Below are 15,263 nucleotides of genomic sequence, written 5' to 3'. Positions count from 1 at the left end.
ACCACCGGCGCGGCGCGTTTGACCTCTGTCAAACAGCGTCGATATTCTGAAAAGCCTGTGCGTCGTCGAGGCCTTTCGCGGGTTCGAGGGGGTCCGCGTTCCGGCGCTGTAGATACTGCGGCGGCGGCCCCGTTCACAAGCCCATTATTGTGTCGGAACAGGAGGCATTACTTACAATACTGAGGCCTGATCGTATCAAATGGCAACTATCAGCGCTATGTACCGTGCCAGTTTGCCGACGGTCACCAGCAGCAGGAACAGGCGCAGGTCGACCCGCAATATGCCGGCCACCAGGGTCAGCGGATCGCCGATCACCGGCATCCAGGCCAGCAGCAGCGACCATTTGCCGAAACGCCTGTACCAGCCTGTCGCCCGTTCCACCAGCCGGCGGGAAACCGGAAACCAGCGGCGGTCCTGGAAATGCATCAGATAGCGGCCGAGCGCCCAATTGGCGGTGGAGCCGGCGACGTTTCCCGCGGTCGCCACCAGGATCAGCAATCCGTCGTGATAATTGCCCGATGCATGCAGCCCGGCCAGCAGAAGCTCCGACTGGGCCGGAAAAATCGTCGCGGCCGCCAAGGCCACCAGGAACAGGCCGCCATAGGCCGCGACGTCCGACATCGTGCAAATCCTTTCCCGGCCAACGGCTTGGCCATGCATGCTCCGGCCTCGGCGCAGGATTAGGCGCCGCATTCCCGTAAATTCAAGGGCGGCGGCGGCGGTCTCCGGCAAGGCCGCCCCGTGCAATCGCGCTTGCCCGGCAACCGTCAAGGGACAAGAATGAGCCCGCGAGCCGCGATGCGTGCCGGGTGTCTGGGTTCTACCCGCGTCCCGGCATCCGGTCGCAGGCCCGAAGGAGGGGAGGGGTAGGCACGCGCATGAGGGAAACCGGGTTCGCCCGCTTTGGCGCCGACGAACGTCTGGTGTGGGCCAATACCGCCTTTGCCGCCCGGTTCGGTGCTCCGGCCGATGCAACGCTCGCGAGCCTGTTGGGCGGCCCGCTCGGAACGGCGGGGATCGCCGAACTGCGTCGGGGGCTGCCCGTGTCCTGCGGTTGGCCGGAGGGCGCTGCGGTGACGCTGGCGCTGGGATCCGGCGATGCGGGGGAATTGCTGCTGACCGCGGTGGCGACGGACCCGGACGCTCCGGCAGTCACGATGGCAGCCGCCGCGTGCGGGCCATGGGCCAACACCAGCCTGGTGCTCGACTGTCTCAGCCAGGGCGTGATGGCCTTCGACCGCGACCTGCGGCTGGTCGCCTGGAACCGGCGGGTGCTGGAACTGCTCTGCATCGACCCGGATTTTCCGCGCTATGCCCAGCCCTATGAGATCGTGGTCCGCCATATCGCGGAGCAGGGCGGCTATGGGAGCGGCGAGGTGGAGGAACTGGTGGCGCAGCGGCTGGATTACATCCGCAATGCCTCCTGGCCCTTCTACAATGAGCGGGTGCGGCCGGACGGCGCCGTCATCGAGACGGTGACCCTGCCGCTGCCCGGCGGCGGCTTCGTCACCACCTACACCGACATCACCCAGCGCAAGCAGGCGGAACGCGAGCTGGCTGCCAGCAGGGAGCTGTTCGAGCTGGCGATCCGCGCTGCGCGCGAAGGCATCTCGCAATGGGACCTGCGCACCGGCGAGCTGTGGTTCTCCCCGCAATGGTGGGGCCTGCTCGGCTATGGCGAGGCGGAAATGGACAACAGCCGCCGCCGCTGGGAGGAGCTGATCCATCCCGACGACCGCGCCGAGGCGCTGGCCATGGCGGAGGAGCTGGCGGCGGGACGGCGGGCGGAACATCACCTGCTTCAGCGCTATCGCCATCGGTCCGGGGCGACGATCTATCTCGACACCCGCGCCATCGCGGTGCCGGGCAGCGACGGCCGGATCTTCCGCATCGTCGGCTCCCACACCGACGTCACCGAGAGCGTGCGTGCCGCCGAAGCGGTCCGCTCCGCCAAGGAGGAGGCAGAACGCGCGCTCCATGACCTGAAGGAGGCGCAGGTCCAGCTGATCCAGGCGGAGAAGATGGCAGCGCTCGGCTCGCTGGTGGCCGGGGTGACGCACGAGATCAACACGCCGGTCGGCATCGCGCTGACCGGCGCCTCGCTGCTGGCGGAGAAGACACGGTCGCTGCGCAAGCTGTTCGAAACGGGCGTGCTGCGGCGCGGCGATTTCGCCGAGTTCATCGATCTGGCCGAAGAGGCGACGCAGCTGATGCTGGTGAACGTCGAACGCGCCACCCGTCTGATCCAGAGCTTCAAGCAGATCGCCGTCGACCAGGCCAGCGAGGAACGACGGGTCTTCGAACTGAACAACTACATCCACGAGGTCCTGCGCAGCCTGGGCATGCGCATCCGCCGCGGCGGCCATGCCGTGGCGGTCCATTGCCCGGAAGACCTGCTGCTCGACAGCTATCCGGGTGCCATCGGGCAGATTCTGACGAACTTCGTCATCAACTCGATCCTGCACGGCTACGATCCGGGCGAGCGCGGCCGGCTGACCGTCACCGTTACCGTTACGCTGTCGGATGGCGAGGTGGAACTGGTCTATGCCGATGACGGCCGCGGGATCCCGCCGGAATTGCATGGCAAGGTGTTCGAACCCTTCTTCACCACCAGCCGCGACCGCGGCGGCAGTGGACTGGGGCTGAACATCGTCTACACGCTGGTCACGCGCACGCTGCGCGGGCGGCTTCGGCTCGACAGTGCGCCTGCGGCCGGCGCTGCTTTCACCCTGCGTTTTCCGCGCGTCACTCCGGCGGAACCGCTGCCGCTGTGACGGCTCTGGAAAACCGTCTTTCAGACTGCGTCGGCATTCATCATGTCCAGACGACGGGCACGGAGAGGGGCACTGGCCCGATAGAGTGCCGACTGGGCCGCCCGGCACTGCCATCATCATAATAAAATTATCTCCTGATACTGTAAATTTGTACTGAGTTAGGCTCATGGCTCCGTGTTCTTAAAAAAGTGCGCGGAACTATTGTCTCATTGTTGGGCGAGCGTTTCTTTTTAATCTCATGATTGTCTAGAGCGCGCCATGCGCACTAAATAATTTTATGACATTCCAAGCCACGCAAAGTGATTTAGACATTTTATTACATTAAACACGAAAAAATATTCTGGCAATGATAAACTGAAATATCAGGTGAAAATTTGATTTAGCAGAGTGGGGAGTTTGAAAATTCTCGTATTAATATAAATACAGTACAGTAATTAAAAATTTTATCTGGAACTAAATACTATGATACTCGGAAATTCTTCAGAATTTATTTGTTACAAGTTTCCTTACTTCCATTTTATATTATAATACGTGCCATTTAATCAAATATTAAAAAATCAAGTCAAAAATAGATTTTTTACAATATTAAGATTTATTTACATATTTGAGTAAAATTTCTGCGAACACCTCTATTTATTTGTGATCTTGACGTGAATTTGGTGAATTTAATGATGGTTTTCGGAGAAAAACCACTCTTTGATCAATGCTACCGGATCGCCCGCGACGGCGGCAATGCGTATATAGGCCTACGATAGTCAAGCAGGCACAGTCCGCGTCGGCAGTTGACGCTGCAGTTTCTAGGCTGGCAGCCATCAATACTTGATAGCGTTAGTCGGATTTTACGTCAGATAAATGGACGCAGACGACCATTTCCGGCAACGGCCGAATGCGGTGCGATGACTGCGGTAAGATGGTGGAAGGGGCTGGATTCGAACCAGCGTACGCTAACGCGGGCAGATTTACAGTCTGCTGCCTTTAACCACTCGGCCACCCTTCCAACGGGCGCAGAGGAGTAGCCTTTCGATCGGGGGGCCGTCAAGCCCCTTTTGCGCGGTCCGAAAGCGGTTTTCGAAGCGCATAAAAAAACCTCCGCCCCGGGAAGGGGGCGGAGGTTTTTGAAAAGGGCTTTTACAAACCCGCTTTCAAAGTCCGGTCAGTTCGGACGGCGCGACGCGCGGTGCGCGGGGATCGGGATCGGACGGATCGCCTGTTCCTCGCGCCGGCTGGCCGACATGTCGATCTCAACGCGGGCCAGGGCCTTGCGCAGCTCGTGCACGGTGTCGGACAGCGCCTGGATCGTCGCTTCGCTCGGCTGCTGACGCCAGCCGCGATAGGCCGAGATGCAGGCCTTGGCGGTATCGCGCAGCCGGCCTTCCACCGCGTCGACGGGCGGGGTCGGCTGGCCAGCCACGCGCGGAGCGGCCGCATCGGCTGTTGCAGTGGCCGGCGATGCGGCCGGCGCAGCCGGAGCGGGGGCAGGAACCGGGGCCGGGTTGGGGTCCGGGCGGTTGAGGCGCAGCGTTTCGGTGGGAGCCGGAACGGGAGCCGGGGCCGGCGCCTCCACGGACTGGGCCGGTGCTTCGGCGCTCGGGGCCGCTTCGGACCTGGGGGCGCGGGTCAGCGTGCCGCGCGTCGCGCGGCCGGCCGCACGGCGCGGCTCGGCCGGAGCCGCACCGGCTGGGGTGGCCGGGGTGGCGGGAGCAGGTTCGGCCGCCGGCGCTTCGGAAACCGTCTCTGCCGCCGGTGCGGCGGCCTCGGCGTCGCCGCCCGTCGTCACGTCGTCCTGGGGTGCTTCACCCTGGCCAACGCTCTGGTCGCCGCCCTGATCACCCGCGGCTTCCGCCTTCTTGATGATGTAGGAGATCGCGCTGGGCGTGCATTCGAATTCACGCGCAATGGCCGACAGGGTCACGCCGCTACGGTAACGTTCAAGAATTTGGGGCCACGCCGACTGCGGAATGCGGCCACGCTTCTTGGGAGACTCCGGTTCGCTCCCGGTTTCTGCGTTCATTATATCGCTCGGTTGCCAAAGTGAATTTTCAGTCATTCGTCAGCATGTCCACCCGAACCGCTTGGTTCCGACGCGGGACCACGCGGGCGCGTGCATCAGCAGCATCGGGGCTTCACGCTGGCGGGCGATGTTTTCGGTACGGACGACTATCGGAAACTCTTCTCAAAAATGCCAGCATAACTTTGCACGGAATCGTGATTTCGTATCCGATGTCCCAATCGGGCGCGACGCGTCGTGATTGTCCGCAGTTTTAAAAACCGGTGGTGGCGGACGTCTTTTCGCAGGTCTTTTCAAAAGTGCGATGGACCCCGGACGGGGGGTCGCGCGTTTTGCCAATCAGAAATAGCCCCGATCCGGGCATTGCGACCTCCGGCTGTCGGCGGTCGTCGTTGGTCCCAACTGTTTCGGCGGAGACCGTCCATGCCGCATGCGCCCGCGCCGCGTTCGTTTCCGACCTCCCGCCCCGTCCTCCGGGGCCTGCCGGTTGTCTTCCGGGGCCTGACGGCAGCGGCGCTCTGCGCGCTGCTGTCCGGTGCCGTCCTGTTGCCGGTGCTTCCTTCCGGACCGGCTGCCGCACAGGATGCGGCGGCCCCCGGTATTGCCGCCAATCCCGCTGCCAATCCTGCAAACGCGCCGCCCAACGCGAGCCGCAGCTATTCGCCGCCGTCTTTCCGCGACCTTGCCCGGACGCAGGTCGACACGGTGGTCAACATCTCCAGCACCCAGGCGCCGCAGGGGGCGACGTCCGGCGGCGGCCGCCTGCCGGAGGGAATGGACGTTCCGCCCGGCTCGCCGCTGGAGGAGTTTTTCCGCGAATTCCGCAATCGCCAGCGCGGCGACGCCCCGAACGGCACCCCGGGGGGCGACGGCTCCGCCGGTCCCGGCGAACCGGGACGTCCGGGCGGCCTGCCCAGCATGGCGCTGGGATCCGGCTTCATCATCGAGTCCTCCGGGCTGATCGTCACCAACAACCATGTCGTGGCCGACGCCGCCGAGATTTCCGTCACCCTGCATGACGGCACCAGGCTGCCGGCCAGGCTGGTCGGCTCCGATACGCCGACCGACCTCGCGCTTCTGAAGGTCGAGAGCGACAAGCCGCTTTCCGCCGCCCGTTGGGGCGACAGCGAATCGGTGGAGGTCGGCGACTGGGTGGTCGCGATCGGCAACCCCTTCGGCCTCGGCGGCTCGGTGACCGCCGGCATCCTGTCGGCGCGCGCCCGCGACATCCAGCAGGGCCCCTACGACGAGTATCTGCAGACCGACGCCGCCATCAACCGCGGCAATTCCGGCGGCCCGCTGTACGATGCCGGCGGCGCGGTGATCGGCATCAACACCGCGATCTATTCGCCCACCGGCGGGTCGGTCGGCATCGGCTTCGCCATCCCGTCCTCGCTGGCCAAGCCGATCATCGACCAGCTGAAGGACAACGGAAAGGTGCGGCGCGGCTGGCTGGGCGTCCAGGTCCAGCGGGTGACGCCGGACATCGCCGAGAGCCTCGGCATCGACGGCGCCGGCGGCGGCGCGCTGGTCACCAGCGTCTCGCCCGACAGCCCCGCCGCCGCCGCCGGCCTGCGCCAGGGCGACGTCATCACCGGCTTCGCCGGCAAGCCGCTGGAGCAGATGCGCGAGCTGCCGCGCATGGTCGCCTCCACCGAGATCGGCCGCGACGTTCCCCTGACCCTGTTCCGCGCCGGCAAGCCGCAGACGGTGCAGGTGACGGTGGGCGAGCTGCGCAACGAGCCGCAGCAGCTGGCCCTGTCCGGTTCGACCGGCGCGCCCCGCACCGCCGAACCGGAAGAGAGCAGAAGCGCGCTCGGCCTGAAGCTCGCCCCGCTGACGCCGGGCCTGCGCGAAACCTTCTCCATCGACGAGGGCGTCGACGGGCTGGTGGTGACGGAGGTGGACCGCGGCAGCGCCGCTTCCGAACGCGGGCTCGACCTCGGCGACGTCATCGTCGAGGCCGGTCAGGAGCCGGTGGCGACGCCGGCCGATCTGGACACCCGCATCGCCCGGGCGAAGGAGCAGGGGCGCAAGACCCTGCTGATGCTGGTCAGCCGCGGCGGCGACCTGCGCTATGTCCCGTTGCCGCTGGACGGCCGGAAGGACGACCGCAAGGGCTGATTTTTCCGGGCGGGCCGGAAGCGGGGCCGGAAGCGGGGATCTGCCCCGCTCCGCTCCCATCCTTTTCCGCTACCGTTCGCCGCGCCGCGAGAGTAATTTGCCGCCCGTTTGGCGAATGGGATGGCAAACCGTGAGCATTTATCCGGAGAACGGCCAGCCGGTCCGGCTGTCGGTCGTTGTCCCCGTCTTCAACGAGGCCGACAACGTGCTGCCGCTGCTCGAAGAGATCGAGCGGGCGCTGCAGCCGGTTGGCGGTTTCGAGGTCATCTTCGTCGACGACCAGTCCGACGACGACACCCAGGCGCGGCTCGTCCCGGCGGTCGAGGCCGGCCGGCTGCGCGTGCTGCGCCATGCCCGCCGCTCCGGCCAGAGCGCCGCGGTGCGCAGCGGCGTGAAGGCGGCGCGCGGCGAGTTCGTCGTCACGCTCGACGGCGACGGCCAGAACGATCCGGCCGACATCCCGGCCCTGTTCGCCCTGGTCGCGACCGGCGAGGCCGGCGCGCCGGTGATGGTCGGCGGCCTGCGGACGAGACGGCAGGACACCCTGTCCAAGCGCTGGGCCTCGAAGATCGCCAATGCCGTCCGCCAGTCCTTCCTGCAGGACGGCTGCACCGACAGCGGCTGCGGGCTGAAGCTGTTCCGCCGCGACGCCTTCCTCGATCTGCCGTTCTTCGGGGCGATGCACCGGTTTCTGCCGGCGCTGTTCCACGCCCACGGCCATCCGGTGGCCTATGTGCCGGTGAACCATCGCCCGCGCGAACGCGGCGTGTCAAAATACAACAACTGGCGGCGCGGGCTGATCGGCGTGGTCGATCTGCTGGGCGTCTACTGGCTGAAGCGGCGGACCAGGCTGTCGCCGGTCTCCGAACGTCTCTGAGCGATTTTTCAACCGACTCTATCCGGTATCAGGATTCCGAACGATGCTTGAGCGCGCCGCAGCGTGGTTCCAGGGACAAAGCACCACCGACCTCGTCTGGGTCGGGGTCGGCTTCTTCGCCCAGATCATGTTCACCATGCGCTTCGTGGTGCAGTGGATCGCCAGCGAGAAGGCCCGCCGCAGCGTGATGCCGGAGGTGTTCTGGTATTTCTCGCTTGGCGGCGGCGCGCTGCTGTTCGCCTATGCCTTCTATCGGTTCGACCCCGTCTTCATGCTGGGGCAGGGCGCCGGTCTGGTGATCTACGCCCGCAACGTCTATTTCGTCTGGACCCACAAGAAGTCGCTGGCCTCCGGCGGCGCGGTTCCGAGCAAATCGTGATCCCGACCGGCTCGTCCGTGGCGCGGACCGCCCTGCCGCCGACCTCTCTGTCGCCGACCTCCCTGCCGCTCTACGCCTATGCGCTGCTGGCGCTGATCGCCGCGGCGCTGTTCCTGCCGGGCTTCACGGTGCTGCCGCCCTTCGACCGGGACGAGGCGCGCTTCGCCCAGGCCTCGTCGCAGATGCTCGACAGCGGCAATTATGTCGACATCCGCTTCCAGGACGAGACGCGCTACAAGAAGCCGGTCGGGATCTACTGGCTGCAGAGCGCGGCGACGGCCGCGGCGGATGCGTTGCGCGGCATCCCGGCCGGTGACGGAAAGGTCATCTGGACCTACCGCATCCCGTCCTTCCTGGGCGCGATCCTGGCGGTGCTGGCCAGCGCCTGGACCGCGGCCCGGCTGTTCGGCGGCCCGGCCGGCTTCGTCGCTGGGCTTATGCTGGCCTCCTGCGTCGTGCTGGGGGTCGAGGCGCGGATGGCCAAGACCGACGCCGTGCTGCTCGCCACCGTGGTGCTCGGGCAGGCGGCGCTGGCGCAGCTCTACCTGACCCGCCGCGACCCGGCCCCCGCCGGGCGGGCGGCCTGGACCGCGCCGCTGGTCTTCTGGATCGCCGCCGGCGTCGGCGTGCTGGTCAAGGGGCCGATGGTCCTGCTGGTGTCGGGCAGCACCGTGCTGATGCTGGCGGTGTGGGACCGCGAGGCCGGATGGCTGAAGCGGCTGAAGCCGCTGGCCGGGCTCGCCATCGTCGCCGCCATCGCCGCCCCCTGGCTGGTCGCCATCGCGATCAAGAGCAAGGGCGCTTTCTTCGCCGAATCCGTCGGCCACGACATGCTGGGCAAGGTGTCGGGCGGGCAGGAGGGCAAGGGGCTGCCGCCCGGCTATTACCTGGGCACCTTCTGGGTCACCTTCGGCCCCTGGTCGCTGCTGGCGCTGCTGGCGGTCCCCTGGGTGTGGGCACGGCGCCGGCTGGAGACGGTGCGCTTCTGCATCGCCTGGATCGTCCCGAGCTGGCTGGTGTTCGAGGCGGTGCCGACCAAGCTGCTGCACTACACCCTGCCGGTCTTCCCGGCCATCGCCGCGCTGGCGGCGGCGGCCCTGCTCGACCGGTTCGGCCGCGATCCCGCCCGGAACAGCGGGCCCCGCCGCTGGCTGGTCGCCGTGGCGGTCGCGCTCGGCGTCATCGGTTTCGGCGCCCTGACCCTGGCGGTCGCGCTGATCCCCTGGCTGGTCGACCGGCGGATCGACCCGGTCGCGGTGTCGCTCGTGCCGGCGGTCGGCGGCCTCTTCGCGCTCGCCCTGCGCTCGCTGCTGCGGGCCGAGCTGCGCACCGGGCTTGCCGCCGGATTGGCTGCGGCGGCGCTGCTCTATGCCGGCACCTACGCCGCGGTGCTGCCGAACATCGACGGGGTGTGGGTCAGCCGGCAGGCCGCCCGCGCGGTGGCGCAGAACCGGCCCTGCCCGGACAGTGTCGTCGCCGCGGCCGGCTATTCGGAGCCGAGCCTGGTCTTCCTGCTCGGCACGCCGACCCGGCTGGTCCACGGCCCCGGCGCCGCGGCGCATCTGGCGGCGGACCGCGCCTGCGGGCTGGCGCTGGTGGAGGACCGGGAGGCCGCCTCCTTCCTCGACAGCCTGGGGACCGCGGTGCCGCTGCCGCTCGCCGACCTGTCCGGATTCAACTACAACACCGGCAGGCGCCTGCACCTCACGCTCTACCGTCTGCCTGCATCGTAAGGGCGGGGAACCGACCGCTTGGGCGATCCAGGCTCCGGGATGGGTAACGCGCCTCCGCATTGGACGGCGCGGGCGCTTTGCGCTCGACTGGTCCTTCCGATCCGTATCCGGACGAAAGGCGCCTGTTCGATGACCCGCGTTGCTTCCGCCGCCACGACATCCGCGGCCAAGACATCCGCCTCCGCCGCCGCCATCCTCCTCGCGACGATGGCGCTGGCTGCGCCTGCCCACGCCCAGAAGCAGGAGTATGCGCCCTGGGTGTACGACCAGATGGTCCCGACCGGCCCCTACATGCGCAACATGGATCAGGCCCAGCCGATCCCCGGCCCGGCGCCGTCCCATTGGGGCGCCTTCGGCAAGACGGGGGAGCACCGCGCCGGCATGGCCCGTTACGGCACCGACGTGAAGCGGACGAACCGCCATTATTCCGCCAACCACTCGCTGACGCCGCCGCCGGTCGACCCCACCGCGGCCAAGCGGGCGGTGTCCGCGCCGCGCAGTGCCGATCCGCCGCCGACACCGCGGACGGTGCAGCGCCCGTAAGGTCAGATCTCCGCCGGCATCTCGCCCGGGCGCCACAGCCACGCCGCCCCGCGCACGCCGCTGGAATCGCCGTGGCGGGCGCGCCGCACCGGCGTGTCGAGCCGGTCGGTGAAGGCCCAGGGCGCCATCGCCGCCGGCAGCCGGTCGTACAGGAACTCCGCGTTGGACAGCCCGCCGCCCAGCACGATCACGTCGGGGTCGAGCAGATTGGCGACCGCCGCCAGCCCGCGTCCCAGCCGGCCGACCAGCCGGTCCGCAGTCGCTGCGCAGGCAGGGTCGGCGCAGGCGGGATCGGATCCGGCCCGGCCCAGGATCGCCGCGGCGTCGAGCCGCTCGCCGGTGGCGGCGAAATGGTCGGCGGCCACCGCGGGGCCGGACACCCAGCCTTCCAGGCAGCCATTCCTGCCGCAATAGCAGGCGGGGCCCGGCCGCTCGGCGTCGGTCGGCCAGGGCAGGGGATTGTGCCCCCACTCCCCGGCGATGGCGTTGCGTCCGCCCAGCACCCGGCCATGGACGACGATGCCGGCGCCGCAGCCGGTGCCGAGGATCGCCGCGAACACCACGCCGCAGCCGGCTCCGGCTCCGTCGGTGGCCTCCGACACCGCCAGGCAGTTGGCGTCGTTCTCGATCCGCACCGGCCGGCCCAGCGCTGCCGCGAGGTCGCCCGTGAAGTCCCGGCCGATCAGCCATGTCGAGTTGGCGTTCTTCACCAGTCCCGTCGCCGGGGAGATGGCGCCGGGGATGCCGAGCCCGACTGTGGCCCTGCCGCCGCTGCCGATCTCCCCCTCCAGCCTCGCCACCAGGTCGCGGATGGCCGCGACGGTGCCGCCGTAATCTCCCCGGGGGGTGGGAACCCGATGCCGGGCCAGCTGGTTTCCCTGGCGGTCGAGCAGGATGCCCTCGGTCTTGGTGCCGCCCAGATCGATGCCGATGCGGTGTCCGCTCCCATATCCCGATCCGGTGGGTGCCATGCTGCGTGACCTGTCTGACGGCGGTTCGCCCATCCATAGCGCCGGCGCCCCGGCCGCGTCCAGCCGCCGCGCCGGATGCCCTGTCCCCCTCCTTCCCCGGACGAACAGCTTGACAGGGGCACCGCCCTGCCGGTGCGTTGCGACTCCGCCTCTGCCGGGGGACAAATCGCAAGTGGCCGGCAAATCCCATTGACCGGCCCGGGTGTTCGGGTAGAAGGTCGCGACGGTCGGGCGGCGCCGTTTCCCGCCCGACCCCGTCCTGTCGTACCGCGCCACCGGAGCCCCTGATGAGTCGCCAGCGCGCTGCCCTTCGCCTGTCCCTGAAAGCCCTGACCGGCGCCGCCGTCCTCGGCGCGCTGCTCGCCCTGCCTGCGCCCGCCAGCGCCGCCGCGGCCAAGGAGGCCGCGAAGCCGCCGGCGAAGACGGCTGCCGCGAAGGCTCGGCCGGCCAGCGGCCCTGCCACCCCCGCCTGCTACAATCGCAGCGAGCACGCGGCCGAGCAGTTGATGCGCCTGCACACCGAGATGATGGTGGTCGGCCTGACCTGCCGCACGGTGGTGCCGGACAAGAAGCCGTTCGACCTCTACCAGGATTTCTCGGTCAAGAACCGGGCGCTGCTGTCCAGTTCGGAAGCGTCGCTGATCGCCTTCTACAAGCGGTCGGGCGGCGGCAACGCCACCCGCCAGTTCGACATGTTCCGCACCGAACTGGCGAACGAGGTCAGCCGCCGTGCCGCCACCATCGGCATTCCGCAATATTGCGCCAACTTCGTCGACCGCTCGGCAGCCGCCAAGGATCTGACGGCCGACGATCTGCGCACCCTGACCTCGGACGAGAAGAGCGCGGGCCTGATGCATCTGGCCAGCCGCCCGCTCTGCGACGTCAAGGTGGTCAGCGGCCCGGACACCAATTACGCCGTTGCCTCGGCGGCCCCGGCTCCGGCGAAGGCCGCGACCGCCAAGGCGAAGCCGGCCAAGGCCGCCGCTCCGGCCAAGCCGAAGCAGAAGGTCGCCGCCGTCCCGGCCAAGCAGTCCGTCGCCGTCCGCTGACACGGACGTCCCGTCCGTTTTTAGGGACGTCCCGTCCGCAACAAACGCCCCGCCCGGCCGCCGCCGGGCGGGGCGTTTCGCGTTTCGGCACCCGCCTGAACGCTTCACGCATGCGGACAACACAAATCTGTCTTGCAAAAATCCGTCAGGCTGGTACTACCGAAAAGGTCGGAAGGGGCGCTCGCCGAACGGCCAAGCCGGTGCGGCAACGCTGCCTCCGAACAGGAAAAATCATGGTCCGTCAGACCGATAGACGGAACTCCGGATGATACGGCATTCCGTTTGGTGAATGGACGGGCCGCACCAGACAGGGGGCTGCTGTTGCGAGACCGGTGTGCCGAGTGTGCCCGTGCCGCCGCACCCTGCCTTTGCGCCGCGCTGAAGGTGGGATGACGACATGGACTATTTTCTCCAGCAATTGATCAACGGCCTGTCGCTCGGGGCGATCTACGGCCTGATCGCGATCGGGTACACGATGGTGTACGGCATCATCGGGATGATCAACTTCGCCCATGGCGAGATCTACATGATCGGCGCCTTCGTGGCGCTGATCACCTTCCTTGCGATCGGGGCGCTCGGGATCACCTGGGTTCCGCTGGCGCTGCTGGTCATGCTTGTGGCCTCGATGCTGTTCACCAGCGTCTATGGCTGGACGGTGGAGCGCATCGCCTACCGGCCGCTGCGCTCCTCGCCCCGGCTGGCGCCGCTGATCTCGGCCATCGGCATGTCGATCTTCCTGCAGAACTACATCCAGATCCTCCAGGGCGCCCGCTCCAAGCCGCTGCAGCCCATCCTGCCCGGCAACCTCACCCTGATGGACGGCGCCGTCTCGGTCAGCTACGTCCGGCTCGCCACCATCGTCATCACGCTCGTCCTGATGGTCGGCTTCACCATCCTGATCAACCGCACCTCGCTGGGCCGCGCCCAGAGGGCCTGCGAACAGGACAAGAAGATGGCGGGCCTGCTCGGCGTCAACGTCGACCGGGTCATCTCGCTCACCTTCGTCATGGGCGCCGCGCTCGCCGCCGTCGCCGGGATGATGGTGCTGCTGATCTACGGCGTCATCGACTTCTACATCGGCTTCCTCGCCGGGGTGAAGAGCTTCACCGCAGCCGTGCTCGGCGGGGTCGGCTCGCTGCCCGGCGCCATGCTCGGCGGCGTGGTCATCGGCCTGATCGAAGCCTTCTGGTCCGGCTATGTCGGCTCCGAATGGAAGGACGTCGCCACCTTCTCCATCCTCGTCCTCGTCCTGATCTTCCGCCCGACCGGCCTGCTCGGCCGGCCCGAGATCGAGAAGGTGTAAGCCCATGACCTCCCCCTCCAACACCCTCTCGCCGTCCAAGGCCGGGGCATCTGCCCGCGGCGTCGACTGGGCGGCGACGATCAAGGACGCCGCGCTCGCCGCCTTCGTCGCACTTCTGCTCACCGTGCCGCTGGTGGGGCTGCGCACCGTCGACCGCCCGACCGGGCTGGGCATCGAGGCCCGGCCGGAGGAGGTCGTCGCCTCGCTGCTCCTGGTCTTCCTCGGCCGGCTCGGGCTCGGGCTGATCCGCCAGGGCATGGCGCTGCCGGTGCTCCTCCTGGCGGTCCTTTGCGCCGGCATCGGGCTGGTGCTGCCGATGCCGACCCAGGTGCTGCGGCTGGTGCTGGTGCTGGGCGGCGGCGTGATCGCGCTGCGCGCCGCCATGACGGTCGCCACCGGCCGCTCCAAGCTGTCCCAGGCCGACCGCGACCGCCGCATGGACCGCGTCGCCGCCAAGGTGCAGCATGCCAGCCGCTACATCGGCCCGGTCGCCGTCGCCATCGCCGTCGTGCTGCCGATGACGCCGCTGGCCGACCGCATGCTGCTGGACATCGGCATCCTGCTGCTGACCTACATCATGCTGGGCTGGGGCCTGAACATCGTGGTGGGCCTGGCCGGGCTGCTCGACCTCGGCTATGTCGCCTTCTACGCCGTCGGCGCCTACAGCTACGCCCTGCTGGCCCATTATTTCGGGCTGAGCTTCTGGCTCTGCCTGCCGCTGGCGGGCGTGCTGGCCGCATTCTCGGGCGTGCTGCTGGGCTTCCCCGTCCTGCGGCTGCGCGGCGATTACTTCGCCATCGTCACGCTGGGCTTCGGCGAGATCATCCGCATCATCCTGGTCAACTGGTACCAGTTCACCGGCGGCCCCAACGGCATCTCCGGCATCCCGCGGCCGAGCTTCTTCGGCATCGCCGAGTTCTCGCGCACGCCGGCCGACGGCATGGCCGCCTTCCACGAGATGTTCGGGCTGGAATTCTCGCCGCTGCACCGCATCGTCTTCCTCTATTACCTGATCCTGGCGCTGGCGCTGGTGGTCAACGTCTTCACGCTCCGGGTGCGCAAGCTGCCGCTGGGCCGGGCGTGGGAGGCGCTGCGCGAGGACGACATCGCCTGCGCGTCGCTCGGCATCAACCGCACCAACATGAAGCTGGCGGCCTTCGCCATCGCCGCGATGTTCGGCGGCTTCGCCGGCTCCTTCTTCGCCACCCGCCAGGGCTTCATCAGCCCGGAGAGCTTCACCTTCATCGAGTCGGCGATCATCCTGGCCATCGTGGTGCTGGGCGGCATGGGCAGCCAGATCGGCGTCGTCGTGGCGACGCTGCTGGTGATCGGCCTGCCCGAGGCGTTCCGCGAGCTGGCCGACTACCGCATGCTGGCGTTCGGCGCCGGCATGGTGGTGATCATGCTGTGGCGTCCGCGCGGCCTGCTGGCCCACCGCGACCCGACCATCCTCCTGCATGGCGGCAAGACGCCCGCCGCGACGGGAGCCGCGAAATGAGCGC

The 15,263-nt window shown here is 67.8% G+C and carries 12 protein-coding genes and 1 tRNA gene; 9 read left to right on the top strand and 4 right to left on the bottom strand.

Features of this window, described 5'->3' with window-relative positions; translation table 11 throughout:
* Positions 1-195 precede the first annotated feature (195 nt).
* Complete coding sequence (locus ABMY26_RS13185; RefSeq protein ID WP_372396170.1) at positions 196-621, bottom strand: YqaA family protein; 426 nt, start codon at positions 619-621, stop codon at positions 196-198.
* 257 nt (positions 622-878) lie between these two features.
* Here ABMY26_RS13185 and ABMY26_RS13180 point away from each other — a divergent pair, with 257 nt between their 5' ends.
* Positions 879-2,774: a PAS-domain containing protein gene (locus ABMY26_RS13180; protein WP_372396169.1), complete on the top strand. Its 1,896-nt coding sequence runs from the start codon at positions 879-881 to the stop codon at positions 2,772-2,774.
* A gap of 911 nt (positions 2,775-3,685) precedes the next feature.
* Here the strand turns inward: ABMY26_RS13180 and ABMY26_RS13175 are convergent.
* Both ABMY26_RS13175 and ABMY26_RS13170 read right to left on the bottom strand, forming a co-directional pair.
* Positions 3,686-3,771, bottom strand: a tRNA-Tyr gene (locus tag ABMY26_RS13175).
* A 156-nt stretch (positions 3,772-3,927) separates the two neighbouring features.
* Complete coding sequence (locus ABMY26_RS13170) at positions 3,928-4,785, bottom strand: helix-turn-helix domain-containing protein (RefSeq protein WP_372396168.1); 858 nt, start codon at positions 4,783-4,785, stop codon at positions 3,928-3,930.
* A gap of 420 nt (positions 4,786-5,205) precedes the next feature.
* On the opposite strand from ABMY26_RS13170, the gene ABMY26_RS13165 reads away from it, so the two are divergent.
* From ABMY26_RS13165 to ABMY26_RS13145, 5 genes are all read left to right on the top strand, one after another.
* Positions 5,206-6,906 (top strand): Do family serine endopeptidase, encoded by a 1,701-nt coding sequence (locus tag ABMY26_RS13165; RefSeq protein ID WP_372396167.1) that lies wholly within the window; start codon positions 5,206-5,208, stop codon positions 6,904-6,906.
* Positions 6,907-7,021: 115 nt separating this feature from the next.
* Positions 7,022-7,783, top strand: coding sequence for a glycosyltransferase family 2 protein (locus ABMY26_RS13160; RefSeq protein ID WP_372396166.1), 762 nt, complete (start codon positions 7,022-7,024; stop codon positions 7,781-7,783).
* Between the two features lie 43 nt (positions 7,784-7,826).
* Positions 7,827-8,162: a lipid-A-disaccharide synthase N-terminal domain-containing protein gene (locus tag ABMY26_RS13155; RefSeq protein ID WP_372396165.1), complete on the top strand. Its 336-nt coding sequence runs from the start codon at positions 7,827-7,829 to the stop codon at positions 8,160-8,162.
* Complete coding sequence (locus tag ABMY26_RS13150; RefSeq protein WP_372396164.1) at positions 8,159-9,895, top strand: ArnT family glycosyltransferase; 1,737 nt, start codon at positions 8,159-8,161, stop codon at positions 9,893-9,895. The genes ABMY26_RS13155 and ABMY26_RS13150 overlap by 4 nt, the downstream gene beginning before the upstream one ends.
* 129 nt (positions 9,896-10,024) lie before the next feature.
* A complete protein-coding gene (locus ABMY26_RS13145) occupies positions 10,025-10,438 on the top strand; it encodes a hypothetical protein (protein ID WP_372396163.1) in 414 nt (137 codons plus the stop codon).
* A 2-nt stretch (positions 10,439-10,440) separates the two neighbouring features.
* On the opposite strand, the gene ABMY26_RS13140 is transcribed toward ABMY26_RS13145, so the two are convergent.
* A complete protein-coding gene (locus ABMY26_RS13140; RefSeq protein WP_372396162.1) occupies positions 10,441-11,409 on the bottom strand; it encodes an ROK family protein in 969 nt (322 codons plus the stop codon).
* A gap of 287 nt (positions 11,410-11,696) precedes the next feature.
* Between ABMY26_RS13140 and ABMY26_RS13135 the strand changes: the two genes are divergently transcribed.
* The 3 genes from ABMY26_RS13135 to livM all read left to right on the top strand — a co-directional run bounded on the left by ABMY26_RS13135 (position 11,697) and on the right by livM (position 15,259).
* Complete coding sequence (locus tag ABMY26_RS13135) at positions 11,697-12,458, top strand: hypothetical protein (RefSeq protein ID WP_372396161.1); 762 nt, start codon at positions 11,697-11,699, stop codon at positions 12,456-12,458.
* Between the two features lie 397 nt (positions 12,459-12,855).
* A complete protein-coding gene (locus ABMY26_RS13130; protein WP_372396160.1) occupies positions 12,856-13,761 on the top strand; it encodes a branched-chain amino acid ABC transporter permease LivH in 906 nt (301 codons plus the stop codon).
* A 4-nt stretch (positions 13,762-13,765) separates the two neighbouring features.
* Positions 13,766-15,259 (top strand): high-affinity branched-chain amino acid ABC transporter permease LivM, encoded by a 1,494-nt coding sequence (livM, locus tag ABMY26_RS13125; RefSeq protein ID WP_372396159.1) that lies wholly within the window; start codon positions 13,766-13,768, stop codon positions 15,257-15,259.
* The last annotated feature ends 4 nt before the right edge of the window (positions 15,260-15,263 follow it).

The organism is Azospirillum sp. HJ39 (assembly GCF_041507355.1).
GTDB lineage: Bacteria > Pseudomonadota > Alphaproteobacteria > Azospirillales > Azospirillaceae > Azospirillum > Azospirillum thiophilum.
Note: the sequence above shows the minus strand (reverse complement) of the source record. Positions and strands in the feature narration are given on the sequence as shown.

Coding starts and splice junctions, on each gene's coding strand:
- livM (WP_372396159.1), top strand. CDS start 13,766: ATGACCTCCCCCTCCAACACCCTCTCGCCGTCCAAGGCCGGGGCATCT.
- ABMY26_RS13155 (WP_372396165.1), top strand. CDS start 7,827: ATGCTTGAGCGCGCCGCAGCGTGGTTCCAGGGACAAAGCACCACCGAC.
- ABMY26_RS13145 (WP_372396163.1), top strand. CDS start 10,025: ATGACCCGCGTTGCTTCCGCCGCCACGACATCCGCGGCCAAGACATCC.
- ABMY26_RS13185 (WP_372396170.1), bottom strand. CDS start 621: ATGTCGGACGTCGCGGCCTATGGCGGCCTGTTCCTGGTGGCCTTGGCG.
- ABMY26_RS13130 (WP_372396160.1), top strand. CDS start 12,856: ATGGACTATTTTCTCCAGCAATTGATCAACGGCCTGTCGCTCGGGGCG.
- ABMY26_RS13140 (WP_372396162.1), bottom strand. CDS start 11,409: ATGGCACCCACCGGATCGGGATATGGGAGCGGACACCGCATCGGCATC.
- ABMY26_RS13170 (WP_372396168.1), bottom strand. CDS start 4,785: ATGAACGCAGAAACCGGGAGCGAACCGGAGTCTCCCAAGAAGCGTGGC.
- ABMY26_RS13135 (WP_372396161.1), top strand. CDS start 11,697: ATGAGTCGCCAGCGCGCTGCCCTTCGCCTGTCCCTGAAAGCCCTGACC.
- ABMY26_RS13180 (WP_372396169.1), top strand. CDS start 879: ATGAGGGAAACCGGGTTCGCCCGCTTTGGCGCCGACGAACGTCTGGTG.
- ABMY26_RS13160 (WP_372396166.1), top strand. CDS start 7,022: ATGGGATGGCAAACCGTGAGCATTTATCCGGAGAACGGCCAGCCGGTC.
- ABMY26_RS13165 (WP_372396167.1), top strand. CDS start 5,206: ATGCCGCATGCGCCCGCGCCGCGTTCGTTTCCGACCTCCCGCCCCGTC.